At 60.8% G+C, this 26,875-nt stretch carries 25 protein-coding genes and 2 pseudogenes; 15 read left to right on the top strand and 12 right to left on the bottom strand.

Features of this window, described 5'->3' with window-relative positions; all coding sequences use genetic code 11:
* Positions 1-24: 24 nt before the first annotated feature.
* The 4 genes from trbF to IVB36_RS16770 are packed head-to-tail and all read left to right on the top strand — an operon-like array spanning position 25 to position 3,194.
* On the top strand, positions 25-708 hold the full coding sequence (gene trbF / locus IVB36_RS16755) for a conjugal transfer protein TrbF (RefSeq protein WP_026232808.1): 684 nt from the start codon (positions 25-27) through the stop codon (positions 706-708).
* Positions 709-725: 17 nt separating this feature from the next.
* Positions 726-1,739: a P-type conjugative transfer protein TrbG gene (gene trbG / locus IVB36_RS16760; RefSeq protein WP_247392692.1), complete on the top strand. Its 1,014-nt coding sequence runs from the start codon at positions 726-728 to the stop codon at positions 1,737-1,739.
* Positions 1,736-2,947, top strand: a complete 1,212-nt coding sequence (locus IVB36_RS16765; protein WP_247392262.1) for a TrbI/VirB10 family protein — start codon at positions 1,736-1,738, stop codon at positions 2,945-2,947. Before trbG ends, IVB36_RS16765 begins: the two co-directional genes overlap by 4 nt.
* 4 nt (positions 2,948-2,951) lie before the next feature.
* Positions 2,952-3,194: a DUF2274 domain-containing protein gene (locus IVB36_RS16770; protein ID WP_083926381.1), complete on the top strand. Its 243-nt coding sequence runs from the start codon at positions 2,952-2,954 to the stop codon at positions 3,192-3,194.
* Here IVB36_RS16770 and IVB36_RS16775 read toward each other — a convergent pair.
* The 5 genes from IVB36_RS16775 to IVB36_RS16795 all read right to left on the bottom strand — a co-directional run bounded on the left by IVB36_RS16775 (position 3,146) and on the right by IVB36_RS16795 (position 7,034).
* Positions 3,146-4,099 (bottom strand): LysR substrate-binding domain-containing protein, encoded by a 954-nt coding sequence (locus IVB36_RS16775; RefSeq protein WP_247392263.1) that lies wholly within the window; start codon positions 4,097-4,099, stop codon positions 3,146-3,148. The two genes, IVB36_RS16770 and IVB36_RS16775, sit on opposite strands and share 49 nt — an antisense overlap.
* A gap of 54 nt (positions 4,100-4,153) precedes the next feature.
* Positions 4,154-4,783, bottom strand: a complete 630-nt coding sequence (locus IVB36_RS16780; RefSeq protein WP_247392265.1) for an acyl-homoserine-lactone synthase — start codon at positions 4,781-4,783, stop codon at positions 4,154-4,156.
* Positions 4,784-4,827: 44 nt separating this feature from the next.
* Complete coding sequence (locus IVB36_RS16785; RefSeq protein WP_247392267.1) at positions 4,828-5,532, bottom strand: LuxR family transcriptional regulator; 705 nt, start codon at positions 5,530-5,532, stop codon at positions 4,828-4,830.
* Positions 5,533-5,886: 354 nt separating this feature from the next.
* The gene (locus IVB36_RS16790) at positions 5,887-6,339 is read right to left on the bottom strand and encodes an SRPBCC family protein (RefSeq protein WP_247392268.1); all 453 of its coding nucleotides are present in this window, start codon (positions 6,337-6,339) and stop codon (positions 5,887-5,889) included.
* Positions 6,340-6,689: 350 nt separating this feature from the next.
* Positions 6,690-7,034 carry an antibiotic biosynthesis monooxygenase gene (locus IVB36_RS16795; protein ID WP_247392270.1) on the bottom strand — a complete coding sequence of 115 codons (345 nt, stop codon included), beginning with the start codon at positions 7,032-7,034 and terminating at the stop codon, positions 6,690-6,692.
* A gap of 356 nt (positions 7,035-7,390) precedes the next feature.
* Between IVB36_RS16795 and IVB36_RS16800 the strand changes: the two genes are divergently transcribed.
* From IVB36_RS16800 to IVB36_RS16815, 4 genes are all read left to right on the top strand, one after another.
* The gene (locus IVB36_RS16800; protein ID WP_018454762.1) at positions 7,391-8,275 is read left to right on the top strand and encodes a helix-turn-helix domain-containing protein; all 885 of its coding nucleotides are present in this window, start codon (positions 7,391-7,393) and stop codon (positions 8,273-8,275) included.
* A 408-nt stretch (positions 8,276-8,683) separates the two neighbouring features.
* Entirely contained in the window at positions 8,684-9,553 is an 870-nt protein-coding gene (locus IVB36_RS16805) for an NAD(P)H-binding protein (protein ID WP_346731051.1), read from the top strand.
* Between the two features lie 221 nt (positions 9,554-9,774).
* On the top strand, positions 9,775-10,716 hold the full coding sequence (locus IVB36_RS16810) for an alpha/beta hydrolase (RefSeq protein ID WP_247392273.1): 942 nt from the start codon (positions 9,775-9,777) through the stop codon (positions 10,714-10,716).
* 13 nt (positions 10,717-10,729) lie between these two features.
* On the top strand, positions 10,730-11,752 hold the full coding sequence (locus tag IVB36_RS16815) for a P1 family peptidase (protein WP_018454759.1): 1,023 nt from the start codon (positions 10,730-10,732) through the stop codon (positions 11,750-11,752).
* A gap of 311 nt (positions 11,753-12,063) precedes the next feature.
* Here IVB36_RS16815 and IVB36_RS16820 read toward each other — a convergent pair whose 3' ends face one another.
* From IVB36_RS16820 to tnpB, 3 genes are all read right to left on the bottom strand, one after another.
* The gene (locus IVB36_RS16820; RefSeq protein WP_088930622.1) at positions 12,064-12,684 is read right to left on the bottom strand and encodes a TetR/AcrR family transcriptional regulator; all 621 of its coding nucleotides are present in this window, start codon (positions 12,682-12,684) and stop codon (positions 12,064-12,066) included.
* A gap of 381 nt (positions 12,685-13,065) precedes the next feature.
* Positions 13,066-14,637, bottom strand: a complete 1,572-nt coding sequence (locus IVB36_RS16825; protein WP_247392275.1) for an IS66 family transposase — start codon at positions 14,635-14,637, stop codon at positions 13,066-13,068.
* Between the two features lie 72 nt (positions 14,638-14,709).
* Positions 14,710-15,030, bottom strand: a complete 321-nt coding sequence (gene tnpB / locus IVB36_RS16830) for an IS66 family insertion sequence element accessory protein TnpB (protein WP_018459975.1) — start codon at positions 15,028-15,030, stop codon at positions 14,710-14,712.
* A 90-nt stretch (positions 15,031-15,120) separates the two neighbouring features.
* Here tnpB and IVB36_RS40135 point away from each other — a divergent pair, with 90 nt between their 5' ends.
* Complete coding sequence (locus tag IVB36_RS40135) at positions 15,121-15,246, top strand: hypothetical protein (protein WP_256374454.1); 126 nt, start codon at positions 15,121-15,123, stop codon at positions 15,244-15,246.
* A 23-nt stretch (positions 15,247-15,269) separates the two neighbouring features.
* Here IVB36_RS40135 and IVB36_RS16835 read toward each other — a convergent pair.
* Positions 15,270-15,464 (bottom strand): annotated as a pseudogene (locus tag IVB36_RS16835) (transposase); the annotation flags it as partial.
* 508 nt (positions 15,465-15,972) lie between these two features.
* Positions 15,973-16,707: a TetR/AcrR family transcriptional regulator gene (locus IVB36_RS16840; RefSeq protein ID WP_247392277.1), complete on the bottom strand. Its 735-nt coding sequence runs from the start codon at positions 16,705-16,707 to the stop codon at positions 15,973-15,975.
* A gap of 218 nt (positions 16,708-16,925) precedes the next feature.
* On the opposite strand from IVB36_RS16840, the gene IVB36_RS16845 reads away from it, so the two are divergent.
* The 6 genes and pseudogenes from IVB36_RS16845 to IVB36_RS40140 all read left to right on the top strand — a co-directional run bounded on the left by IVB36_RS16845 (position 16,926) and on the right by IVB36_RS40140 (position 23,212).
* Positions 16,926-17,876, top strand: coding sequence for a cyclase family protein (locus IVB36_RS16845; protein ID WP_247392278.1), 951 nt, complete (start codon positions 16,926-16,928; stop codon positions 17,874-17,876).
* Between the two features lie 14 nt (positions 17,877-17,890).
* Positions 17,891-19,198 carry a histidinol dehydrogenase gene (gene hisD / locus IVB36_RS16850; protein WP_247392280.1) on the top strand — a complete coding sequence of 436 codons (1,308 nt, stop codon included), beginning with the start codon at positions 17,891-17,893 and terminating at the stop codon, positions 19,196-19,198.
* 91 nt (positions 19,199-19,289) lie between these two features.
* A complete protein-coding gene (locus tag IVB36_RS16855) occupies positions 19,290-20,726 on the top strand; it encodes an MFS transporter (RefSeq protein ID WP_247392282.1) in 1,437 nt (478 codons plus the stop codon).
* Positions 20,723-21,490, top strand: a complete 768-nt coding sequence (locus IVB36_RS16860; RefSeq protein WP_247392283.1) for an SDR family oxidoreductase — start codon at positions 20,723-20,725, stop codon at positions 21,488-21,490. Before IVB36_RS16855 ends, IVB36_RS16860 begins: the two co-directional genes overlap by 4 nt.
* Positions 21,491-21,810: 320 nt before the next feature.
* Positions 21,811-22,571: pseudogene (locus tag IVB36_RS16865) on the top strand (IS5 family transposase).
* Between the two features lie 506 nt (positions 22,572-23,077).
* Positions 23,078-23,212 carry a hypothetical protein gene (locus tag IVB36_RS40140; protein WP_018454752.1) on the top strand — a complete coding sequence of 45 codons (135 nt, stop codon included), beginning with the start codon at positions 23,078-23,080 and terminating at the stop codon, positions 23,210-23,212.
* A 220-nt stretch (positions 23,213-23,432) separates the two neighbouring features.
* Here IVB36_RS40140 and IVB36_RS16870 read toward each other — a convergent pair whose 3' ends face one another.
* The gene (locus IVB36_RS16870; RefSeq protein ID WP_247367384.1) at positions 23,433-23,861 is read right to left on the bottom strand and encodes a heme-binding protein; all 429 of its coding nucleotides are present in this window, start codon (positions 23,859-23,861) and stop codon (positions 23,433-23,435) included.
* A complete protein-coding gene (locus tag IVB36_RS16875) occupies positions 23,854-26,865 on the bottom strand; it encodes an FAD-binding and (Fe-S)-binding domain-containing protein (RefSeq protein ID WP_247392285.1) in 3,012 nt (1,003 codons plus the stop codon). Before IVB36_RS16875 ends, IVB36_RS16870 begins: the two co-directional genes overlap by 8 nt.
* Positions 26,866-26,875 lie beyond the last annotated feature (10 nt).

The raw sequence follows: 26,875 nt of genomic DNA on the forward strand, positions 1-26,875 counted from the left end.
ACTCGATCTCAGGGGCAACTATCCATGTTCAGACGACCTTCCGTTCACTACGGGCGCATGCCCGAGCCGGTCACGCCCTACCAAAAAGCGGCGCAAGTCTGGGACGAACGCATTGGATCTGCGCGCGTGCAGGCCAAGAATTGGCGGTTGATCGCCTTCGGTTGCCTCATGCTCTCGGCCGGCCTGGCCGGGGGACTTGTTTGGCAGTCAGCACAGGGATCGATCACGCCCTGGGTGGTCGAGGTCGATCGCCTGGGCCAAGCCCAACGTGTCGCGCCAGCCAACATCGACTATCAGCCCACCGACGCCCAGATCGCCTACCATTTGGCACGCTTTATCGAGGACGTCAGAGGCTTGCCGGCCGACGGCATCGTTCTGCGCCAGAACTGGCTGCGAGCCTATGATTTTACGACCGATCGTGGCGCGGCTGCTCTCAACGACTTCGCGCGCAACAATGACCCCTTTGCCAAGCTGGGCAAGGCGCAGATCTCCGTCGATGTCTCGAGCGTCATCCGTGCGTCTTCTGAGAGCTTCCGGGTCGCCTGGATCCAACGCATCTACGAGAATGGCTCGCTGAGTGCGACCGAGCGCTGGACCGCGATTCTCACGGTGGCAATCGAGACGCCGCGAGACGTCGAGCGCCTGCGCAAGAATCCCCTTGGTGTCTACGTCCACGCCATCAACTGGTCAAAGGAGCTGGGTCAGTGAACAAGACGACGCGTGACATGTGTTCAAAAGGGCCGATCCAATACCGCAGGTCCAACTCGAGCAGGTGCAAGCTCGCGGCTTTGAGGCGAGCCCTTCTACCAGCTTTGCTGCTTGGCACATCGGCCCTCGCCGGGTGCGCGACCTACATTCCGCCGGAAATCAGCTATGACGCGGAGGTCCCGCCGTTGCCAGCGCCTCCAGCGGCACTCGATGACCGACCTCAGCCCCTTCACCTTCCGCCGCTCTGGAAACCCGTTCTCGGCGGCAAGGCGGGGGCCAAGGAAGAGGCTGAACCCGTGAGCCGGGTTGAGACCGCAAATAGCGCGGCGCGAGTCGAGCCGCGCAAAAGGGGATACTTCAACGCGGCGCAGATTTACGCCTTCAGTCCGGGGGCACTCTATCAGGTCTACGCCGCCCCCGGACAGATCACGGACATCGCGCTGGAAGAGGGAGAGCAATTGACGGGATCCGGACCGATCGCGGCCGGAGATACCGTGCGCTGGGTGGTGGGAGATACTGAGAGCGGGAGCGGGGATACGCGTCGCGTCCACATTCTGGTGAAGCCGACCCGGGCCTCGATCGAGACCAATCTTGTCGTCAATACCGACCGGCGCACCTACCTGATCGAGCTCCGCTCCCGCGAGCGGCCGTACATGCCATCCATTGCCTGGTACTATCCGGAAACGGTTCGCGAGCGATCGCGATCGGCGACGCTAAGACCCGTTCTTCCCGATCCAGCCCAGCGCGTCTTTCGTTACGCGATCGAGGGCGACAGTCCGCCCTGGCGGCCGCTCGCCGCGTATGATGACGGCCGAAAGGTCTATATCGAATTCCCGCAAGGGATCGTCCAGGGCGAGATGCCACCACTCTTTGTCATCGGTCCTGACGGGAAGACCGAGCTCGTCAACTACCGCGCGCACGGCAATGTGCTGATCGTAGACCGGCTGTTTGCAGCCGCAGAACTGCGGCTTGGTGGTGAGCACCAGCAGAAAGTCAGGATTGTCAGGACTGACGGGAGGCCCTCGTCATGAACACGCAGAAGGAAAACAATGCTGACGGGGTCATTCCGCCGCAAACGCCGGAGGAGCAATCCAGGAGCTTCCGCCTGCGCGCCGAACCTCCGCGGGTCACGCGACTGTCCCGCAAAGTTCTCGCCGGCGGCAGCGCTGTCGCCTTGCTTGTCGTCGGCGGAGCCGTGTTGTGGTCACTACAGAGCAATCGCCCACGCAACCAGACGACCGACGAGCTCTATAGCATCGATCATCACAATCTTGCTGATGGTATTGAGGCGCTGCCAAAGGACTACACTGGCGTTTCGCGCCAAACCGTGCCGCAGCTTGGACCGCCACTCCCAGGCGACCTCGGTCGACCCATCCTGGCCGCTCAAGGCCAGTCGCCAACGACCGGCGGAGACCTGGAACAGCAGCGCCGCGATCAAGAGAGCGAGGCGGCCCGTATCAGCCATCTGTTCGCTTCGACCAATGGGCGAGAAGTGCGTCCGCCCGCCGCCGCGGTTATTGGAGGCGAGCGCGTCACGCCGCCGAACGCAACGAGCACCGGCGAGGATGGATCTGCGCAAAACGTGCAGGACCGAAAACTTGCCTTTGTGAGCGCTTCTGTTGACCGCCGCACGGTGAGCCGTGACCGCGTCACCAGGCCCGCTTCACCATACATTGTGCAGGCCGGGACAGTCATTCCAGGAGCGCTGATCACCGGAATCAGGTCAGACCTTCCCGGCCAAGTCACGGCGCAGGTGACTGAGAATTTATATGACACTCCGACCGGCCGCTTTTTGCTCGTGCCGCAAGGAGCGAAGCTGATCGGCAGTTATGACAGCCAGGTTTCGTTCGGCCAGTCGCGAGTGTTGCTGGTCTGGACCCGGCTTATCATGCCGAACGGCCGCTCGATCGTTCTGGAGCGGCAGCCCGGTGCTGACAGGGCTGGCTACGCGGGGCTGGAAGACCAGGTCGACAATCATTGGGGTGAGCTATTCAAGGCGGCCGCGCTGTCGACGTTCTTGGCTGTCGGGACCGAGCAAGGTGCGGGGTCCGACACCAATAGCAACGACAGAGCCATCATCCAGGCCTTGCGGCACGGCGCCTCCGACTCGCTAAACCAAACTGGACAGCAGGTGGTTCGGCGCAGCCTCAATATTCAGCCGACGCTCACGCTCCGTCCGGGATTTCCGGTCCGTGTGATCGTAAATCGCGACCTCATTCTAACGCCATACGAAAGGTAACAATTTGCCCAAGCTCAAAATCGGCGCTCTTCCAGACGACAAACCGGTCAGAATCACTGTTGAGCTTCCAGCGGCCGTGCATCGGGATCTCGTTGCCTATGCGGAGGCACTGGCGCTTGAATCTGAGCAGCGGATCGAGGCCGCCAAGCTAATTGGGCCGATGTTGGCTCGCTTTATGGCCACTGACAGAGGGTTCTCTCAGCTGAGGCGCGGCCGCCGACCTTCAAACGCGGACGCTGACCGGTAGCGCTCGGTTAAAAGCTCCAGAAATCGCTGAAGCGCGGGATTCACATTCCCCTCTCGCCAATGAGCATGAAAGCTTATACAGCTTGAGCCGGCACCGTCCTGTATCTCGCGATAGACCAAGCCGGCAAAGCTAGCGTCGACATCGGACTCCATCACAAGGCTAATTCCGAGCCCTATGCTGATTAAGCTCTTTATGGTTGCCCGGCTCACATCGCGTCTTGTGACCTTCGGCCGATGTTCGTCAGTCAAGAACTTGGAGAGCAAAAGATCCTCGAGTTCGCTGTCCGGATCATGCTCGCTTAGGAGGACCGTTTGGTCGCGGAGATCTGTCCAGCAGATCATCTCACGCGCGGCCAAAGGATGGTCGTGAGGCAGCAGAACGAGAACACGCTCACACCAGATCGGAAGCATCACGCCATCGGACAATGGCTTTTGTCGGGGAACAATCACAATATCGAGAGTACCATTCCTTAGCGCGCTCATGAGGAGGATGCGTGACCGCTCGACAGTCGTAATTTCGATATCGGGCGCGCCGTTTTTGAATTTGACTATGCTCGTTCTCAGATTGCCCGCGGAAATTGACGTGCAAAATCCTATCGACAGATGTCCAGCTTCGCCGCGGCCGCTGGATCGCGCGATAGCCGCGAGGACGCCGACCTGCTCGAGAACCATCCGCGATATGCGCAGGACGCTCCGACCCGCAAAAGTAGGCGCGACCCCTCCGCTTGAACGTTCGAACAATGTCGCTCCTAGCAGGTGCTCGAGCTGGCTGATGGATCGGCTCAAAACAGAGTGGCGGACGGCCAGGAGTTCTGATGCCTGCCGGAAGCTCCCACAATCTGCGGCGGCGATTGCATAGCGCAAGTGACGCAGCTCGATGTGGGCCGATTGCGAAACGCGATCCATGTGTTCTAACTTCCCCCTGTCGACTTGATCGTTGAGGCCTCGGAGAGTGCCCTGCTACGCCGCCGTCACCGCCGGCTCCCAAAGTACCGGCGACCGGAGTTTTCCTGCACTCCGCACGCGAGCCAGGCATTCCAAGGACACCTCGAGGTAACCAGCAACTGCCTGGGTGTTGCCGAATCTTCGTGGTTGGCCGGTTCGGCGTAGGACCCATCCGGCACGACGCAAGATGCGTTCGATGCGCGTGTCTGTAACCGTAACGATGTCTGTCAGATGTCGCGAAAGACCGAACTCGAGCATGCCGGCGATGAGCTCGTAAGTTGCGCTGGTCAAGCCATGCAGCGTCGTACGCGCGGCATCATCAACGTCGAGCGCGAAACGGCTGCTTTCCCAAATTGAAGGACTTCCTTGGAAGGAATTTCCGTCCAGCAAGGCTGGAAAAGCCTCTCGCAACATGGTCGGCCCCATAGACGGTAGCATTCGCACGCAGCCTTCAATGCGGTGGTCTCGCGCTCGCTGGATCAAATAGATCGGATGCAGCGCATCAAATTCATCTACCTCCATATCGCCGCTGATTTCCACGTCCCATTGGAGGCGGTCTTTGAACACTCGATATCGAAGCCGATGCATCTCGGCGAGTTCTTCCGCAAATACTCCATAGAATTCGGGCGTGATGACCTGCATCATGATGTGCCTCCAAAGACTGACGACGGCCTATTGAAGGACAAGCCTCATGATCGCGCATCCTCCTCAAGTAAGGAGGGTGACAGCTTCCAGCTACGTGATTCAAATGCCAGACTTAGCTGAGGCGAGACGAGCGACCGCTTGGATTGTTGATCGAACGCCGAGCTTCGCCCTTGCATTTCGAGATGGAACGCCACCGTATGATGAGAGATCCCCATGATTTGCCCGGTTTCCCAAGCCGATTTCCCTTCACTCGCCCATTGGAGGAATTGGGCTTCCCGCGGCGAGAGGATAATACCATCAATCTCACATGGAGACGCGATCTTACGGCGCGCGTGGGCGTGGAAGTAGATCGCCATAAGCTGTAGAACGTCTACATGCTTATGTATTGAGCGCTCGAACCTTGACCGTCGCTCATCGGCAGCAAAGGTAACGGCCGCGATTGCTCCCCTGCTGTCGTGTATCGGAATCGTGAATCCGCAACGAATGCCGAAGCGAGCCGCTTCGTCGAATAGCTCACGTTCCATATCTGAGTTCGGGGTAGGTCCTACTCCTAAGCCCCAACTGAATGGACTTGGCTGACGGAGCGCTTGAACGATCACTGGATCGATCTTCTCATATTGCTTTTGCAAATAGTGTGAAGTCCACGTCGAAGGATAGCTCGAAATCAGGACCGCATCGGCGCTCGGAGCGCCTTGAATAGAAATATAGGCGAAGCAGCAGAGATCAAGCGCCGCAGCAGTGTGGGCCATCCCTTTTCTCAGGTCCTCTGAATCTCGACTCTCGATGAGACGATCTACAAAAGCTTGAAGAACGACCCGCACCGCATTTGCGCCCGGTTTGAAGGTGAATTGGGTGTGCCGGCGACTGTGCGTTCCCCGAGTAGCCGACAATTAGGTATTGTGTGCCCCCGCCTCGTCCTTGAGGCCTTGATCCGCACCAGTTATTTCAACATAAGCAGCGAGATCACGAATGCAGAGCTAGCTTGCGCCTGCTGCCTTTCCACTTCGAATGCCCGATGCGCGAAAGCACGGATCCGGGAGGGCGAGCTCGTAAAGTTCGAGCGGGGCGATTGGCAGGTCTCATGCATGCGACACCGGTGTTCTTCAACCGAGCGCCGAGACTGGAATCTCAAGCGCGGTGCCATTTTCTAGCAGGCTCTTGAGGCCCGACATGATGGCAGGCCATCCCTTAGAGATGCCGTCGAGCAGCTTGCTGCCAGCGGCAAACCCTTCATGGGTCAGTGTCAGCTTGACCAGCCTGCCATGCTGTTCGAGTGTGAACCCCACTGCCGATGGCTTCTCGTTCCGGTAAGCCTCATTGGTGACGTGCTTGAATGTGTAGGATAGCCGCCGTGGCCGATCGGCCTCGAGGATCTCTCCAGTCTCGGTGATGATGCCGTTCATAACGAGAGCCCAAGGCGAAGCAGTTCTCCAGTCGCTTCGTAGTTCCGCGCCGAACCAATAGAACTTCGCGAGATCGCTCGACGTCAGGGCCTGCCACAGTTTCTCAGGTGTCGTGTCGATGAAGGTCACGTAGACAAATTCCGGCTTACCCATCTCGCTTCTCCAGTTTGCGGCTCAAGCCTGCCGATTCGAGACCCCAGCTCTTGTCAGAGTGCTATAGTCCAGCCCGGCTTTCGGTTCGGCTCGCCGGCAACCGTGAGGCGCCGCCGCCAATTCACATCGGCATTAAGCCGTGTAGTCCAGGTGGCGGCTGCGATTGCTCGCAAAGCGAGCTTTTGGAAACGCAGAATGACAAATCAACTTTCGCGGCCCAAAGCATTCGCTAGGTTTATAAGCGCTGGAATCGTTCCTCGAGAGGTCGGGTCTGTCGGAGAGAGCGACAAAAGCTGAGCGCGCGAGCTGGCATGTTGATGCTCTGCGCAGGCACTCCTCCCTGAGAAGTGTCAGTCGTGTACATGACGACTGTCCACAGGTGCTTGGTTGCGATCAAACATTCCATAATCGCGTATGACCGTGGCCACGCGGAGCCGGTAATCCTTGAAAACGTCGCGTCGGCTACCCGCTTGTACAGCGCGGTGAACTTGAATCCGTCGCCAATTGTCGACAGCTGCTTCGTCCCGCCAGATCGACAGAGCCAGCAGCTTTCCGGGATCTATGACGCTCTGGAACCTCTCGATCGAAATGAATCCGTCCAGCGACTCCAAATGAGTGGAGAGGGCAGCACCCATATCTAGATAGCTCTGCTTCTTTCCAGCAGCCGGCCAAGACTCGAAAATAACAGCGATCATGAATTGTAGCCTTCTGATGATGAGATCGTCCAGCGTCTCTAACCGGGGCGGTACTTAGTGCCACAGCTTCCAGGGTTGGTGCCATTCTGTATTGTAAAATTGCGACAAGCGACTTTGATGCCTTAGCTAATTGCCTCGCCCAAGACTATCCCACTCGAGTGGTGCGTCGCAGGCCAAGATGTCGAGAACCAATCTGCAACTTCACCTGACAAATTCTCAAACAGCATTGCTGCAGTAGATCATAGCGCTATACTGCTAAATTCATACGAAACGGGGTGGATTGTGACTACGTCGAGAGGCGATCGCCGGTAATCTGGAGCCAGCGAAGCATTGAGAGGGTAAGGAGCGAGACGGCCATGAACAAGTTCAATATCGTCCCGATCGCTCCGTTGCGCCCCTACGTCGAACGTTTATGGGGATGGGAAAGTATCGGCCAAGAGGTGGTCGAGCTACCGACCTTGCTGCCCGGCACCGGAGCGGAGATATTCTTTCACTATCGCGCGCCATTTATTCAATGCCGAGATGGCGAGGATCATGCATTCGACGATGCGCACCTGATTTGCGTGCGACGAAGGCCTATTCACTTACGCCCTCAAGGCGACGTCGGCTTTATCGCCGTGCGATTGCGAGCTGGACGAATGCACAGGTTTCTCGATGTGCCCGGCGGGGATCTAATCGACGGAACTCTGTCTGTGGCGGAGCTTTGGAAGAGCGGCGGCCGTCAGCTCTCGCTCGATGTGTCCAATGCTCATTCGAGAGACGCGGCATTGCAATCAATTCAGCACTTCCTACTTGAGCAACTTCAGCACAGGCGCTCGGACGAGGTTGTCGAGAATGCCATCTCGGCGATCTATCAAAATCATGCTGCAGCTTCGATAGATAAACTTGCGTCACGGTGCGGCGTGGCGCGACGAGAACTGGAGCGTCGGTTTAAAGCGCTAACGGCCCAGACACCGGTAGAGTTTCGAAAGCTGAGTCGAGTTCAACATGTTGTGCGCGAGCTATTGCTTGATCCGTCTTCGCGCATGCTGGATGTCGTGCTTTCACATGGCTTCTACGATCAGGCACATTTTATTCACTCCTTTGCTGAACTCAAATTGGGGTCACCTGTGCGGCATCTTGCGCTGGCACGTACAAAGCCGCATTTTTACAATATTTCCTTGCGGGGCGGTGTCAATTTTTCAGCGAAATTGGCGAGAGCGGGAAGAAGCCGCGATGTACTTGCTACTCGCCCGAGATGAGCGCCCGGCGGTCCGAAATGGCGAAGGTTGAGCTTATAAAGCGCAGCTTGGTCGAAATGACTCGCGATGAACCAGGCGCGATCACCTGCAATGTTCATCGGGCTTAGGACGATAGCGGGAGTTTTCTGGTCTACGAGCTTTACAAACATCGTGGTACTTGCGATGCGCATCTTTCGCGCGAGCCAATCAAGCGCTTGATTGCGACGACTCCAGTCGCTGTTTATCGCTCCCCCGCGCATCGGCCGGCCAACAGGGCATCGAAATTCGCAAGGGCGATTTCGTCATCGTCCGCACCGGGCATCAAGAACGCTGCCTATCAAAAATCGCAGGTGGGCCATCCCGGCGGATCCACCAGAAACTGCCCCAGCATGTGAGAGTTACCCTAGCGGATGAAACGGAGGAATGCAGATGTATGTCATCATGGGGGGCACCGGACACGTTGGCTCGGCAACGGCGGACATACTGCTCAATCGGGGGAAGGCGGTTACAATTGTCACCCGATATTCCAGCCGCGTAAGCGGCTGGCGTGCGAAAGGAGCCGAGATTGTTGAGGCGGACGTCAACCACGTTTCGTCGCTCCACGCAGCACTTCGCCGCGGTCGCCGCGCCTTGCTTCTCAACCCGCCTGCCGATCCTACTACAGATACCGACGCTGTTGAGAGATGCACCATAGCCAACATTCTCGCCGCGCTGGCGGGGTCGGGATTAGAAAAAGTCGTCGCGATGTCAACTGCCGGCGCGCAATCAGGCGACCGGATCGGCGATTTGAGCACGCTGTGGCAGCTTGAAGAGGGCCTACGGCAGCAGTCGATCCCAGCTGCGATAAATAGAGGGGCATATTATATGAGCAACTGGGACAGCTTGCTCGACACCGTTTGTCGCACTGGCAAGCTGCCGAGCATGTTTCCCGCTGATCTCCCCATTCCAATGGTTGCCCCGCAGGATCTCGGCCGATTTGCCGCGGATAGATTGTTGTCTGGCACTGATGATGCGGGCGTCCGCTATGTGGAGGGCCCAAAGCGTTATTCATCAGCAGAAGTCGCGGGAGCCTTTTCCAAAGCGCTCGGACGGCCAATAGATGTTGAGGTGACGCCGCGGGTGGAGTGGTATGATGCGTTTCTGCGGCTCGGGTTTTCGGAGGCGGCCGCTTTATCTTACACCAGGATGACGGAAGTGAGCCTCGATAACGGGTTCGACATGCCTGCTGAGGCATTACGAGGCACGACGACCCTCGAGCGCTATATTAATAGTCTCGTAGCACGCTCTGAGACCAGTTGACGTATTGGTGTCATCACGTCGAAGTTGGTCAGCGCGTAACTTCGACGCTTCTGAGCTTTGATGCGCAATTCAGTGCGTTGGGGCCCTCGTCGTGCAGTCGCCGTTCGGCGGCAGCTGGGATCGCAGACTTGGGGGCGTGCCGGGTTCGACGCGGTTGCGTGGCCATTGACATTCCCTCAGGGTAGAGATTACTTAGGATACCCTAAGTAAGGAAAATATCCATGGAGGATTGGTATCCCGAAGCGCTGGCGGCCATTGCCACCCGGCTCGGCGTTGCTTTTACCGATCTCGCGCCGCCGCGATCGCGGCGCCTGCGCACGCCAAGCGGACCGGACATCCAAGCCCTCGATTGGGGCGGTCAGGGACCGTCTGCGGTGCTGCTCCATGGTGGCGCCCTCACGGCACGCACCTGGGATTATGTCGCCCTTGGGCTCCGGGCGGATTTCCGGATCGTGGCGCTCGACCTGCGCGGCCACGGCGCCAGCGATTGGGCGAACGACTATTCGATTGAAAGTTGTGCGACCGACGTAGTGTCCGTGCTCGACGGACTGGCGATCGAACGCACGCACCTCGCCGGCATGTCGTTGGGCGGGATCGTGGCTTGCGAGGTCGCGTTGCGCCACCCGGACCGCACCGCGAGCCTCACGATGGTCGATGTGGTCTCACGGCCGATCTTTGCCGCAACCGCGCGGATGCGCGGCTTCATAAGCGACTTTCGTGGCGCCTCCACGATTAACGAAGTCGTCGAGATGGCGCTTGCCGCCAGTCCGAAGAGCGATCCACAGCGGCTGCAATACCGAATGCGAGCCCTGTTGAAGCGTGGCAGCGACGGCCGCCTGATCTGGAAGAACGACCGCCGCCGTCCAACCGATTTTGCCGCTATCTTGCGTCATCTGGCCGGCTTCGAGGTGCGAGTCCACCAGATGCCCGCGCCGTTTCTGTTGGCCAGGGGCGGCGATAGTCTGATCGTCACCGAAGAGGCTGCACACGATTTCGCGGCGCGATTTCCCAATGGGCGGTGGCTCAACATCCCCGGAGCGGGCCACAACGTGCAGGAAGACAATCCGCGTGAGCTGGCTAACGCCTTGAGGGATTTTTGGGGCAGACGGCTGCGGAGCATGACGCTTGAAGACGTTGAACACTGCACGGCACAGGATGCCTAAGCCAGGAGCTGATATGAGGAATCTAATTACGGACATCGACGGTGTCTTGGTCGGAAACGCGGAGGACGAGCGCGTTGCTTCAGGAGTGAGCGTCGTTCTCTTTGAGCAGCCGGCTGTTGCGTCGATTGCAATACACGGCGGCGCGCCGGGTCTTCGCGACGGCGCCCTCCTCGAACCGGAGATGACGGTCTCATCAGTCGACGCGATTGTGTTGTCCGGAGGCTCGGCGTTCGGTCTGGATGCACCCGGTGGCGTCCAGGCACGCCTGCTCGAACTCGGGCGAGGGCTAGCGGTCGGCCCCGCGCGCGTGCCGATCGTCCCCGGCGCGATTCTTTTCGATCTGGCGAATGGCGGGAACAAGGATTGGGGACGCCGGCCACCCTATTGGGATCTCGGCTACCAGGCGGCGAGCACCGCGGCTGCGACGTTCACCCTCGGCACGGCCGGCGTTGGCTATGGCCTGACCACCTATGACCTCAAAGGTGGACTTGGATCCGCAAGCGCGGTTACGTCCAACGGATTCGGAGTTGGCGCGCTGGTCGGCGTAAACGCGGTTGGACGCGCCACACGCGGCAAGGGACCGCACTTTTGGGCGGCGCCATACGAGCACGAGGCGGAGTTCGGTGGCCTCGGGCAGGGCGGCGAACCCACCCGGGAAGATCTGCAAATGAGAGTTAAGGGAAACGCACCGGCCAACTCGACCATCGGCGTGGTCGTGACCGACGCGGCCCTCACTAAGGCACAGATGAAGCGCGTCGCAATCATGGCCCAGGATGGGTTTGCACTTTCGCTACGGCCGGCTCACGCGCCGATGGACGGGGACATCGTGTTCGCGGCCACGACAGGTCGGTCCGCGCGAACGGCCGACCTCACTGACCTCACCGAAATCGGAATGATGGCCGCCGAGTGCCTCGCGCGTGCCATCGCAAGGGGCATCTATGAAGCAACACCGCTCTCCAACGGAGTGGCGCCGCCAAGCTGGCGCGAGGTCCATGCCGCCTCGGGTCCCCGGAAGTGGCCGACGATAGAACCTTGATGAGGCTTGTGTCAGTCTAGGTTGACGAAGCTCGCGTCCACGCACTTCGCCGTGAACACTCCACGAACCGTTCACGATCGTCTACGCATCAATGTTGAACGTGCACAGGGTGGGGATCGCTCGCGGAGCCTTGTGCAGGCGCAGCCACGGCTCAGCGGGCTCCGGCCGCCGGATCGTGTTGCGAGATCGCAGCAACTTTGGCTCTTTGGTACAAATGTCGGGAAGGTGCTGTGAAAAGCGCGGCGGAAGATCAGTACGGCTTTGGCATTCCCGGCGCCAGGACTTCGAATTTCTGCGAAGCTGGCGATTGGTCACCCCTCCGCAAGATGGCGAGCGATCAGCTTGACTGCAAAGTCGAGAAAGTCGCGCTGGTCAAGGCCAGCCGGATCTTCGGAAACGCTTGCCATCAAGGCTTCGCCGGACATCGCTGCAAGCATATGGGCAGCGCTCAAGAGGGCTATGGAGAACTGGGTGCTGGAGATCCGCGGCGCAGTTCGCTTCGCCTTCCGGGCCGATTCGAGCCGCGCTCTATGAACTCGTTCGACCAGCGGCTTGAGCATGCCCGATCCTTTTGGCCGGTGGCCAGCGACGCTAAGCCAGAGGGCGAGCTTCGCGGCTCGCTCATCAGCATAGGTGCGCTGAAAAAGCCGACCGAGCGCGGCGACGTCAATCTGGTCAGGCGCCCACTTTTGAATGGTAGATTCAATGTCATCCACCAGCCGCCGCCCGATGCGCCGGAGGAGGGCGTCCATCAACGCTTCGCGAGTGCCGAAATGATAGTGCACGGCCGCGTCCGTGATGTTCAGATCAGCTGCAATGCGTTGGATGCGCACGCCTTCAGGACCGTCGTCGTGTAATCGCCGCTCTGCTGCATCGAGAATGGCAAATTTTGCTGCTTCCGGTGTACGACGCTGTCTCTTGGCCATTGACATTCTACACTCGTCAGAATTACTTAGTGTGTCCTAAGTAATGGATTGATGGACGATTGGATCCTGAGTCGTCGGTGACAATAGCCGATCGGGTTGGTATTGCGATTGTCGATCTCAAGGTGCCGCAATCGCAACACGTCAGCGCGAAGGATCGCCTCGATATCCGCGTCCGTTGTTGGGCAGGCGAGGGTCCAGCTGCTATCCCATTGCACTGCGGCTCGCTCTCCACCCGTACGAGGGACGATGTCGCCATTGCGCTGCGAACCGACTTTCGTCCCTTTGCGGTCGCGCATAGAGCGAGCGATTGGGCCAAGACCATCGTAGAAGCAGCGTACGCATCCGGCGAAGACCCCGGCAGGCCGCTTTCGGGAAGGCTGATCGCGCTCAAGCTGCGTGAGCGACGTTTTTGGGCTGCCAATTCCAAGGCAGCAGTTGGTCAATGCGCTTGGCAGAGTGATCAGGTAGGCGGGCCAGCACGTCGGCAAGCCAAGCCTGCGGGTCGACGTCGTTGAGCTTTGCGGTGGCGATGAGGCTGTAGATGGCAGCAGCACGCCGAGTGCCCTCATCGGACCCGGCGAAGGTCCAATTTTTTCGCCCGATGGCGACGGCCCGTAGCTCACGTTCAGCAGCATTGTTCGACATGCAAAGCCGTCCGTCATCAAGGAAGCGGCTAAATGCATCCCAGCGGCTGAGGCAGTAATTGATCGCCTTCGTCGTGTCGTTGTTCCTGGAGAGCTTGGCGCGCTGCTCGCGCAACCACACCTCCAGCTCGTCGATCAGGGGGCGGCTACGCTCCTGGCGCACACGCAGACGCTCCTGCGCGGGAAGTCCGTTGATCTCGCGCTCGATGGCGAACAGGACGTCGACGCGCTTGACCGCCTCGGCCGCGATCGGCGCCTTGCTGAGCCGTGCCAGATCAAAGAACTTGCGCCTGCCGTGCGCCCAGCACGCGGCCTCGACGATCGGGCCGCCTTTGCGATTGGCCTCATAGAGCCTGCCAAAGCCGGCGTAGGCGTCGGCCTGCATCAGTCCGGCATAACCTGCCAGATGCTGCTCCGGATGCGCACCGCCAGGATCGGGCGAGTAGAAGAACACGGCCGCCGGCGGATCTGGGCCGGCAAACGGACGGTCGTCGCGCACGTAGGTCCAGAGCCGTCCGGTCCGGGTCTTGCCCTTGGCCAGGACCGGCACCGTGGTGTCATCGGCGTGGATGCGCTCGGCTGCGAAGACGTGGCTCCGGATCGCATCGACCAGAGGCATCAGGTTTGCGGCGGAGGCACCTACCCAGTCCGCGAGCGTCGAGACGTCGAGGTCGATGCCCTCACGCTGGTAGACGTCGCTCTGACGATGAAGCGGCAGGTGAAGGCCGTACTTGGCGAACAGGACATGAGCCAGCAGCTTGGGTCCTGCACGCCCGCGCGCAATCGGGTGCGAAGGAGCCGGCGGCTGGGTGATCGCTTCGCAGGCCCGGCAGACAAGCTTCTCGCGCACGTGCTGGATCACCTTCCACTGGCGCGGAACGAGCTCCAGCGTCTCGGTCACGTCCTCCCCAATTTTGCGCAATCGGCTGTCGCCGCAGCATGGGCAGCTGGCAGGCACCGGGTAGACAATGCGCTCCCGCTGCAAATGCTCCGGCAGCGGACGACGGGCCGGCTTGCGACGCTCGAACGATGGCACCGTAATCTTGTCGGCTGCCATCTGCGTCGCGCTCTCAGCTTGCGCCGCGTTCTCCTCCAGGTCGGCGAGCTGTAGCTCGAGCTGGTCCAGCAATGCGCCTCGCTCGGAGGACTGTCCGAACTGCTCGTGCCGCAGCTTCTTGATCGTGAGCTTGAGCTTCTCGATCAACAAGGTCCCCGCATGGGCCTCGGCTTCTGCGGCCAACCGGGCCGCTCGCTCGGCGAGCAGCATCGCCTGCAGCGTAGTCACATCATCAGGAAGAGAATCATCGGCGCCCATCGAGACCAGAGAATCACAAGACGCGGTCTCTGTCCGAACTGCTGGTCGCGCCGGCGATTCAAATCACAGCGATCAGCCGGCCGCCTGCGGTCGCCAGGTATGTTGCGGCATCCGCCAGTCGATGCCCTCCAGCAGGTAGCCAAGCTGGGCTGGGGTAATTGTCACGACGCCATCAGCCGGCGATGGCCACAGGAAGCGGCCGCGCTCCAGCCGCTTGGCATAAAGCGACATGCCCAGTCCATCGTGCCAAAGGATCTTGATCAGCTTGCCGCTTTTGCCACGGAACACATAGAGGTCGCCGCCGTGTGGGTCTCGCTTAAAGGCTTCCTGCACCAGTAAGCCCAGCGAGTTCATGCCCCGACGCATATCGGTGTGGCCGGTCGCAATCCACACCCGCACGCCTGACGCAATAGGGATCACCGTAGGCGTCCATCTGCCAGCGCCGCCACCGCGGCCTTTAGCGTCGCCGCGTCGACCGTACCCATGATCCGCATCCGAGCCCCGGCAGCAAACTCGATCTCGATCGACCCGCCGCTGCTGGCCGGCGTGACCGGACAGGGCGCCGGACCTGATTCCGCCACCACCATCGCCGGTACGAAGCCAGGTTGATGGGCGGCATCCTTCGGCTCAGGCCGAAACGACCGTCGCCATCGCAGGAGCAGTGAGCGCGAAACGCCATATCGCCGCGCCGTCGCAGCGACCTGGCGCGGCGCTTGTAAGCTCTCGAGGACGATTTTGAGCTTCTCATCCTCGGACCAGCGCCGCCGCCGGCCTGTGTCCACTACTTCGAGCCGTTCGACTTGGGCACTGCGCCTATCACTGTCCATAAGGACAGTTCTCAACAACAAGCCTCATTCGGCAAGGCGGCCTTCACCGGACGCATACGAAGCAGCTACGTCAACGAGCTCATTTCCGTCTCGGGGATGTCGTTGGGCGGAAGTCGGGGGCTGTGAATTCGCGCCTCGCTACTTGGGTCGCGTCGAAAGCCGGGTGAAGGGTCGACGTGACCTCGTGGCCTGTCTTCGGGGCAACGGAGCGGATGCGCACCGCCATGTCCAAGTTTCGTGGCGCACCGACCGTGATCGAAGTGGTTTTGACGGCGCTTGCGGTCCCGCTCCAAAGGCCTTCCAGAGCGCCTTCGCTATCGCATTCGCACCACCCGACAGTGTGCGCGTCCTCTCTGCTGGCAAAGGGCGATGGTTCGAATGGTACCTATGACTTGACCGGTGCACTTCCTGTCGAGGTGCTGAGAGCTTTCAGGGGCGAATGCCGGCGAGCATGCCTGAGACTTCAATGAAGATGCGCCTCTTAGCCGGATATGGTTGAGAGGTGCCCCTAAGAGACGACCTCCAAAGCTGATGAGGACAATTTCCGATCGCATGGCCATGATCCAAGGAAGATGTGGACGGTATCCCGGATCAGGCTGTTCTTGTCGACGTGAGGATCAAGCCCATATGCGTGCTTTCTGACCCCGTAGTAGAAAATGCTTCCCTGGAGAGCCCATGCTATCTCCAGATAGCGAGCTTCATTGCTCGAATCGAAGACCACCTCGCGAGCGAAACAGACCTCGATTGCGATGCGGCGTATGACGCGTTCTTCGACGAGCTTTATGTACGAACTCGTAATCCCAACGTTCTTAAGTCCCGCGAACAGGTACATCCGCATCCAACCGCGGTTCATGATGATGTCTGTGTAGCTAATATAGAATTCAATCAATCGAGCTTCGATGGATTGCGTCCTGTCGACCAAAAGCTCGTCCCAGTGGTCGCTCCACACGTCCAGGAACACGCTCCGGTAGACTTCGTCAATCAATTGCTCCTTGCCCTTAAAGTACTTGTACATGAGAGGCTGCGTGGTCCCCAAGTGTTCCGCCAGCTCCCGCGTCGTGGCGCTGAAGCCTGACTCCGCGAAGAACTCGGCTGCCTTCTTTACGATCAATCGACGGCGTTCTTCGAACGGAAGGCGGGTAGTAGTTTGCGACGAGCGGGATGGCGAGCGCGTCCGCTTCGCCGCAGCCTTTTTTCCTTTTAGCTTTCGGGCAAGCGGCTTTTGCTTGTCGCTCTTCTTCATCGTCTTGCCTGCAGCTTCGCGCCTGCTCCGAGCGTGGAACTTCGAATTAGCTTTATACCCATGCGGTTACTTCAGCGCAATAAATCCGCCGGACTCGGTCATCGCTAAGTAATCGACGGATAACGTATAGCAATAGGTTTATAGCGAGAATGCCCTTGAACAAATGCGCCAGCGCCGCTAAGTTATCAAACGATAACAAAGCTTGAGGGAGCGATATCGTGAAGCTGGACAGGGCGGCCATTCTGAAGGCCGCGGACAAGATTTCAAATTGGGGCAGGTGGGGAGCGGACGACCAGATAGGCACTCTCAACAACGTCACGCCGACCGACATCGTCGGCGCTGGGCAGCTGATCCGTAAGGGCAAGGTGTTCTCCCTCGGGCTGTCGTTGAAGGAACCTATTCAGTCGGGTCTCTTCGGTGGCCGATGGAATCCGATCCATACGATGCTCGCGACCGGCACCGATGCGAAGCTCGGAAATCAGGATGAGCCGTTTCCCTACCTGCGGTATGCGGACGACGCGATCAACATGCCGTGTCAGGCGTCAACGCAGTGGGATGCGCTTTGCCACGTCTTCCTCGACGATAAAATGTATAACGGGTACGACGCTTCTCTCGTCGACGTGCGAGGGGCGAAAAAGCTCGGCATCGAGCATGTCCGCGACAAGATGGTCGGCCGCGGCGTTCTTCTGGATGTCGCCCGTTTCAAGAGCGTCGATCATTTGGATGATGGCTACGCGATCACGTCCGAAGACCTGACAGGCTGCGCTGAAGCACAGAAAGTGGCGATCAAGAAGGGTGACTTCGTGATCGTCCGCACCGGTCACCAGGAGCGCTGCCTCGCCAAGAAGGATTGGTCGGGCTACGCCGGAGGGAACGCGCCGGGATTCGGTTTCGAGACCTGTTTCTGGTTCCGTGAGAGGGACGTTGCCGCGATCTGCTCGGACACGTGGGGCTGCGAGGTGCGCCCCAACGAAACCAAGGAAGCCAATCAGCCGTGGCACTGGGTCGTGATTCCCGCGATGGGAATCTCGATGGGGGAGATCTTCTATGTGAAGGACCTGGCAGAGGATTGCGCACAGGACGAGGTCTATGAGTTCTTCTTTTGCGCGCCACCGCTGCACCTTCCTGGCGGGGCAGGCTCTCCGATCAATCCTCAAGCCATCAAGTAACGGGGCAGATCGACATGGCTGAATATCTCAAGCGTGGCCGCGACGCGGCACTCCGGGCCGAGGATGCGGCCAAGGTCCGCGCGTTGGTGGAGGAAATTCTTACCGAAATCGAAAAACGCGGCGACGCTGCAGTCAGGGAGCTCTCCACGAAATTCGACGGCTGGGATCGGGGCTACTATCGCCTTACGGAGGCAGAGATCAAGTGGTGCCTCGGTCAGCTGTCCAAGCGGGACATCGACGACATCAAGTTCGCCCAGGAACAGGTCCGCAACTTCGCGCGGCACCAGAGGGAATCGATGCGCGACGTGGAGGTCGAAACCCTCCCTGGCGTGGTTCTCGGACACAAGAACCTACCGGTCAACTCGGTCGGCTGCTACGTGCCCGGAGGCAAGTATCCTCTGCTGGCGTCGGCCCATATGTCGGTCATCACGGCCAAGGTCGCCGGGGTGAGCCGGATCGTGACGTGCGCGCCACCGTATAAGGGGCGACCCGCGCCCGCGATCGTCGCGGCTCAGCACCTTGCCGGTGCCGACGAGATCTACTGTCTGGGCGGCATCCAGGCCGTCGGCGCGATGGCGATCGGAACGGCCTCCATTGCCCCGGTCGATATGCTCGTCGGCCCCGGCAACGCCTTTGTGGCGGAAGCGAAGCGGCAACTCTTCGGCCGTGTCGGAATCGATCTCTTTGCGGGGCCGACCGAGACCTTGGTCATTGCGGACGACACTGTCGATGGTGAGTTGTGCGCGACCGACCTCCTTGGCCAGGCGGAGCATGGGCCGAATTCTCCAGCCATCCTGCTCACCACATCCCGTAAGCTCGCGCAGGATACGATGAATGAGATAGGCAGGTTGCTCCGGATCCTGCCGACCGCCGACGTCGCATCCAAGGCCTGGGAGGAATACGGCGAGGTTATCGTGTGTGAAAGCGACGAAGAGATGGTCGCCGAAGCGGATCGGATCGCCTCGGAGCACGTCCAGGTCATGACGAGAGATCCCGACTATTTCCTCAACCGCATGACAAACTATGGCGCCCTTTTTCTCGGACCGCGCACCAACGTGGCGTACGGGGACAAGGTGATCGGAACGAACCATACTCTCCCTACACTCAAGGCTGCCCGCTATACCGGCGGCCTCTGGGTCGGCAAGTTCATGAAGACGCTGACATATCAGCGGGTCACGACCGACGCGGCCTCCGCTATGATCGGCGAATATTGCTCGCGCTTGTGCATGCTCGAAGGCTTTGTTGGGCATGCCGAGCAGGCCAATGTGCGTGTTCGCCGCTACGGCGGCCGGAACGTGCCCTACGGCCGGGCTGCGGAGTAGCCGTCAAAGTCGAGGTGCCGGGGGTCGGGCCCCTGGCCCATTCAATCAACTGCAATGGCTTGTTCGCCCTCGAGGCGGGATGGGATGCATTATGCTGTCTGCTCTTGATCTACGCTCGGACCTAACGTTCAATCAGAAGAAGCTGATATTTGCTGGCGCATTCGGACTGGTCCTCGAATTTCTGGACTATTTCCTAATCGGCTTTGTCCTGACTTTCGTTTCGAAGCCATGGAAGCTGACGTTCGGAGCATCCTCGATAATTCTGCTGTCGTCCGGACTAGGTGCGATGGCAGGAGCTGCGTTCTTCGGATGGCTAGCCGATCGGATCGGCCGCCGAAGAGTATTCCTGACGACGCTAGCTCTTTTTTCGCTGGGTACCGGCGCTTTGGTGTTCACGCCCGATAGCGCCGAATACGGTTGGATCTATCTCACTCTGTTCCGCTTCCTCATCGGTTTCGGCGCGGGCGGCCTCTATTGCGTCGATCTGCCTTTGATCCAGGAGTTCGTTCCGGCATCCCGAAGGGGAGAGGTGAGTGGCCTCGTGACGGCAGCCGTTCCGCTCGGCTTCTTGCTTGGCTCTGCGATGGTCGCGTTCGTTGCGCCCACGGTCGGCTGGCGTGGCCTTATGGGCATCTGCGTCGGCCTCGGTGCGGCGGCGCTTCTCTTGCGCGTCTGGATACCGGAATCCCCGCGATGGCTACAGCGTAACGGTCGAGCCTCTGAAGCCCGAAACTCGATCGCGTGGGCACTTGAGGTCGACCCGTCCGAGTTGCCTTCGACAATCGACAGCGCGCCCGAGAATAAACTTGGATTCGGCGCGCTGCTAAGATACCCGCGCAGCGTCGCGTTGTCTTTCCTTTCAAACCTTGGTATGCAGACCGGCTACTACGGGCTCACATTGTGGGCGCCGACGCTGCTCGTGCAGGTCCTCCACGTGCCGCCTACCTCCGCCGCGTTCTACATGATCTTCGTGACCAGCGCCGCCTTGCTCGGGCGAGTCGGCTTCTCTGTCCTATCCGAAAAGATGGGACGGCGCCCCGCGGGACTGATCTCCACGTTCGGCGCAGCGGCAATGCTGCTGGCCGCGGCTCTGTTCGGCGATGCGCTGGCTTCGGTCCTGGTCGCTTTCGTCGGACTGCTGGCGCTCACCTTCCTGTTCGGGGAAGGAGGTTTTGCCGTCGTCGGTCCGTATTCGGCCGAAGTCTGGCCTACAGCGCTCAGAGCGACCGGGATGGGTGCGGCATACGGTTTCGGCGGCTTGGGGAAGGTGATCGGCCCGATGGGCTTGGCGTTCATCGTCGGCGCGTCGTCGGATGTCGTTCCCGCATCTTCCGGCATCTCGTTTTCCACCGCGTTCATCTACTTCGCCTGCTGGTACGCGCTGGCGGGTCTCGCATTCGCGGTTTTCGGAATCGAAACAAAGGGGCGCACGATTGAGGATCTCGAGTGGGAGCTACAGGCGCTCAGCTCGACATCCCCCGAGCGCGCTCCGGTTTCCGCCGCGAATGTGCAAGGACCCAGCTCATGAAATCTCTCCCACAGACACCCTCATTCCGGCTCGATGGCAGGCGCGCCCTAGTCACCGGCGCCGGCAGGGGAATCGGCGAGGCGGCCGCTGTCGCCTTGGCAACTGCGGGAGCGCACGTCACGCTTGCGGCCCGCACCGGCGACGAGCTTGACGTTCTCTGTGGAAGCTTGCGCGCGCAAGGCTTGTCTGCCGATACCATGGTTCTGGATGTCCTGGAGGTGGAGCAGGCGCGTCTGAGGATCGGATCCAGCGAGCCTTTTGACATTTTAGTCAACAATGCCGGCACCAACCGTCCGATGCCCATGATAGCCGTGACAGCCGATGATTTTGACGCCGTCATGGGTCTCAACGTGCGGGCGGCATTCTTCGTCGTACAGGCTGTCGCCAAAAGACTCATGGAGGGGAACCGCCCCGGCTCGATCATCAACATGTCTTCGCAGATGGGGCACGTCGGAGGCGCGCGCCGGTCGATCTACTGTGCAAGCAAATGGGCTATAGAGGGGTTCTCGCGGGCGGCCGCGGTTGAGTTCGCTCCCCATGGCATACGGGTCAACACGCTTTGCCCGACGTTCATCGAGACCCCGATGACGAGACCCTTGTTCGAGGACTCCGAGTTCAAGGCGGACGTCCTTTCGAGGATTAAGCTGGGACGCGTAGGCACGGTCGAGGATTTGATGGGAGCAATCGTGTTTCTCGCCTCCGATGCCTCTGCACTAATGACCGGCTCATCGCTTATCGTCGACGGTGGATGGACGGCGGATTAGTCCGCGATGCGACCGAAGGAAGCTTCGAAGCTCCCTTCCCGCAGGCGGCGGCATGCCCCCAGCACCAGCGCCTGCGCTCAGAGAACAGTGATCAGCCCTTGTAACGGAACTTCACACCGCGGCCCCCTAACGTGGGTTGCTTTGCGACCGCCCGACGACACGAAAGGGATCAAGTAGAACCTTTCATTAGCAAACTCGAGATCGGGGCGGAGCCGTCGGACGGATTGCGAGAAGTTCAGCAAGCTGGCCTACTAGGGTCTGTACCTAATTAGCGAGTTCTGATTCCCTGGTGCCAAGTTGATTCGGCACGGGGGACTTCGATGCGCAAAGGACTGTTCTGGCTCAACGACAAGCAGTGGGCTCAGATAGAGCCGCATCTGCCAACGAACCAGACCGGCCCGGCGCGCGAAGACGATCGACGCATTATCAGCGGTATCATTCACATGCTCCAGTGCGGCGCACGCTGGCGCGATTGCCCGTCCGACTATGCCCCTTACACGACGATCTACAATCGGTTCAATCGCTGGGCTAAGCGCGGACATTGGCAGGCGATCTTTGAAGCGCTCGCCCGCTGCGGCAAGGACCGAGTGGCTTTGTCGATCGACTCCACCTCGATCAAAGCGCATCGCTCGGCGAGCGGCGGAAAAGGGGGGAGTGTGAACAGGCGATCGGCCGCTCGCGCGGTGGGCGGACCACGAAAATCCACGCGCTGAGCGACCCTGATTGCAAACCTTGCGCATTTCATCTCACTCCGGGACAAGCCGCAGACATTGCCGCAGGGCCGGCCCTTTTGAAGCTCGCGCCGCCCATGTCTTCCCTCATTGGGGACAAAGGCTACGATGGCGACGGCTTTCGCGCCGAAATCGTCAATCGCGGCGCGAAACCCGTCATTCCAAACAAATCCAACCGGGTAACCCTCCACAGCTTCAGCAAGCGCCTCTATAAAGGGCGCAATGTTATCGAGCGCTGTTTCTGCCGGCTCAAGGATTTCAGGCGTGTTGCTACTCGCTACGACAAACTTGCCAGAAACTTCTTGGCCGCCGTCCACCTCGCCGCTCTCGTCGCTTATTGGATCAATTGAGTCTGAACCCTAGGCAAGAACGATCGGGGCTACGAAGACGCATCAAGGAGGGGGACAGTCCGGCGGACGTTCACCTGGTCCCGTCCGGCTTCGCGTGCCGCTACAAGCTCCTGCGGAGCGGCGATCGCCAGATCATGGCGTGGCTTGTGCCAGGCGACATTTGCGATCTGCACGTCTCCATCCTCGGCGAGATGGATCATGCGATTGGCACGCTCACGCCTTGCCAGATCGCCTTCCTCCCGAGGCACGTCATCGAGGAACTCACATCGGGGCGGAACGCTCACTCGAGCGCTGTGGTGGGCGACTCTCGTCGACGAGGCCGTCATGCGCGAGTGGCTGGTCGGCATCGGCAGGCGGCCTCCCGACAGACGGATAGCACATCTGTTCTGCGAACTGCACCTGCGTCTCGCGAGCGTGGTGCAGCGAGCGGCGACAGCTCCGATTTTCCGGCCACGCAGTGGAGCTCGGGGACACGCTGGGCCTGTCCAGCGTCCACGTGAATCGGGATGCTGCAGCAGCCCTTGGATGATGGTCTTCTCACGCTGACCGGCAAGCGGCTCACTATCCTGGACCGCCGGCGCCTTGAGCAGTTCGCCGAGTTCGATCCCAACTACCTGCACCTGAGCAAGCGTCGTCGCTAGAGCCATACTAGCCACGAATCGGGAATGTTCGCGCACCGCCGCCCCGTGCGTCCCGGCTAAACTCACCGCTTAGGCCCAAGATCGCATGAAATATCGCAGATTTGCGTCATGTGGGGAAAAGCGGTAGCGGTCTAGTGACTCCAACCCCCGACAAGCAACCCCCGCGGCCCACTCCACAAGGTCTTGGCGAGCGTGCGACCTTCGGGTTCGTGGACGATTACTACCCCGCGTTGGCCTTCAACCCCGCTGCCTGGATGCCGGCCACCGCGCACGCCTCGTCATTGTCGGAGGTGTCGCCGGAGACGCCTACGGCGCCGAGCAGCGTGGTGCCGTCCATGATCAGCACGCCGCCGGGGACCGGCACCAGCGCGCCCTTAGCCATCGTGTTCACGGCGTCGATGAAATAGGCCTGCTCCTGCGCGCGCTGGAATAGGGCGCGTGAACCCATGCCCAATGCGAGCGCGCCATAGGCCTTGCCGTGCGCGATCTCGGCGCGCATCAGGCTGGTGCCGTCCTGCGCCGCGGCGATCTTGAGCACGCCGCGGGCGTCCAGGATGGTGACGGCGAGCGGCTTCAGCTTCAGCTCGGTGGATTTCGCGAAGGCGGCGTCGAGGATCTTGCGGGCGATGTCGAGGGTGAGGTCAGCCATGACTGGTTTCCTTTGCAAGGGGAGGGGTTGTGGATTGGGTCTTGGCACAATCGAGGCTCATCGCCAGCACGCGAGCAACGTGAAGCGCCTCGCGCTGGGCGCCGTCGTGGATCTGGTGCCGGCAGGAGGTGCCGTCGGCAACAACGAGCGTATTCTGGTCTGCGCGCCGCACGGCGGGTAGCAGCGAGAGCTCGGCCATCTCGATCGAGGCATCGTAGGTGTCTGCGCCATAACCGAAGGCGCCGGCCATGCCGCAGCAGCTCAACTCGATGGTCTCGACCTCAAGACGAGGGATGAGGCGCAGCACCTGCTCGACCGGCTTGAACGCGCCGAAGGATTTTTGATGGCAATGGCCGTGCACCAGGGCTTTGTCGGCGACGGTGCCGAGCGGCAGTTGCAGCCGGCCGGCCTCGGCCTCGCGCACCAGGAATTCCTCGAAGGTCAGCGCGTGGGCGCCGACGGCCTTGGCGTCGTCGTCCTTGCGCAGCGAGGCGAGCTCGTCGCGCAGCGTCAAAAGACAGCTCGGCTCGAGACCGACGATCGGCACGCCGCGCGTGGCGAAGGGCGCGAACGCGGCGACCAGACGATCGAGCTCGGATCTGGCTTCGTCGACGAGGCCGGCGGACAGGAAGGTGCGGCCGCAGCACAGCGGACGGCCGCCGCTTGCGGGTTTCGGCAGATGCACGCGATAGCCGCCGGCCGAAAGCACGCGCAGCGCGGCCTCGAGGTTTTCGCGCTCATAGATGCGGTTGAAGGTGTCGGCGAACAGCACGATCTTGCGGCCGGTTTCCGGCCCGACCGCCTCGGCCGGCGGCACGAACACGTCGCTGCGGAAGGCGGGGAGCGCGCGGCGGGCGCTGATGCCGGCAAAGCGCTCGAACAGCTTTCGCAGCAGCGGGCTGCGGTTGCGCAAATTCGCCAGCGGCGCGAAGCGCGACGCGAGGCCGGCATAGCGCGGGAGGTAGCCGACCAGCCGGTCGCGCAAGGTCAGGCCGTGCGAGGCCGTGCGCGCGGCGAGCACCTCGATCTTCATCTTGGCCATGTCGACGCCGGTTGGGCATTCGTGGCGGCAGGCCTTGCAGGACACGCAAAGCTTTAGCGTCTCCATCATCTCGTCGGAGGAGAGCGCGCCCGCGCCAAGCTGGCCGGAGATCGCGAGCCGCAAGGTGTTCGCGCGCCCTCGCGTCACGTCCTTCTCGTTGCGTGTTGCGCGGTAGGACGGACACATCACGCCGCCCTCGAGCTTGCGGCATGCGCCGTTGTTGTTGCACATCTCGACCGCGCCCTGAAAGCCGCCGCCGGCCCCGGGATAAGCCGACCAGTCGAGTTTTGTCTTGAGCTCAGCGACGCGATACTCAGGCTTGAAGCGAAACAGCGAGCGATCGTCCATCCTGGGAGCGTCGACGATCTTGCCGGGATTGAGCACGCCATCGGGATCGAAGCGTTGCTTCACCTCGCGGAAGTCGGCGACGAGACGCTCGCCGAACATCGTTGCGTGGAATTCGGAGCGCACCAGGCCATCGCCGTGCTCGCCGGAATGCGAGCCCTTGTATTCGCGCACCAGTTCGAAGGCTTCCTCGGCGATGGCCCGCATCGCCTTGACGTCCTTCTCCAGCTTCAAATTCAGCACGGGCCGCACATGCAGGCAGCCTTCGGAGGCGTGGGCATACATCGTGCCGCTGGTGCCGTGCTTGGCAAACACCTCGCTCAGCCGCGCGGTGTAGTCGGCGAGATGTGGTAACGGCACGGCGCAGTCTTCGACGAAGGAGACCGGCTTACCCTCCTGCTTCATCGACATCATGACGTTGAGGCCGGCGGCGCGGAAATCGGCGATCCCGCTCTGGAGCGCGGGCTCGGTGATTTCCACCACGCCGCCCCATTTGCGCTTGTCGTTATTCCAGCCGAAGCCGAGATCGCCCATCAACTCGCCGAGTTGCTTCAGGCGTACGAGGTTGTCCGCCTGATTCTCCTCGGCGAACTCGACCACGAGCACCGCATCCGGATCACCTTTGATGGCGGTGGAGATGATGGGCCGGAACATCGCGATGTCACGGCCGAGCGCGAGCATGGTGCGATCAACCAGCTCGACCGCGATCGGCTTCAGCTTGACCAGATGCTGGGCCGCGTCCATCGCCTCGTAAAAACTGCCGAAATGGCAGATGCCGAGCGCCTTGTTGCGGATCACGGGCCACAGCTTCAGCTCGACCTTGGTGGTGAAAGCGAGGGTACCCTCGGAGCCGACGAGAAGGTGGGCCATGTTGTTGCGCGCATTGCGCGGCACCAGCGCATCGAGATTGTAGCCACCGACACGGCGCTGCACCTTTGGAAAGCGTGTGGCGATCTCGTTAGCCTCGCGGGCGCCGAGATCGAGCATGTCGCGGAACAGGGCTTGGGCGCTGTCGTTCGCATCGAGATCGGAGAGATCGTGCGACACTTCGCCGAAGCGGCTCAGCGTGCCGTCGGCAAGCGCGGCCTCCATCGACATCGTGTTGTCGCGCATGGTGCCGTAGCGCAGGCTACGGCCGCCGCAGGAATTGTTGCCGGCCATGCCGCCGATGGTGGCACGCGAGGCCGTGGAGACGTCGACCGGAAACCAGAGGCCGTGCTTCTTCAGCTGGCGGTTGAGGTCGTCGAGCACGATGCCGGGTTCGACCACGCAGGTGCGCCCTTCGACGTCGAGCGACAGAATCCGGTTGAGGTGCTTGGAGAGATCGACAACGAGGCCGTCATTGACGGTCTGGCCGCATTGGGAGGTGCCGCCGCCGCGCGGGGTCACCTTCAGTCCCTCGTCGCGTGCGATCGCCAGCGCCTTGAGGGCCTCGTCCATGGTGCGCGGCACCACCACGCCGTAGGGCATGATCTGGTAGAAGGACGCGTCCGTGGCGTAGCGGCCCCGGCTGAAAGCGTCGAACAGGACGTCGCCGGTGATTTCCCGGGCCAGACGCGCCGCGAGGCCGTCCTTTTTGGCCGATTCCTGTGATTTTCCGGGCACTTCCGCCGCCATGGTCCGCTCT

The organism is Bradyrhizobium sp. 35 (genome assembly GCF_023073215.1).
GTDB lineage: Bacteria > Pseudomonadota > Alphaproteobacteria > Rhizobiales > Xanthobacteraceae > Bradyrhizobium > Bradyrhizobium canariense_D.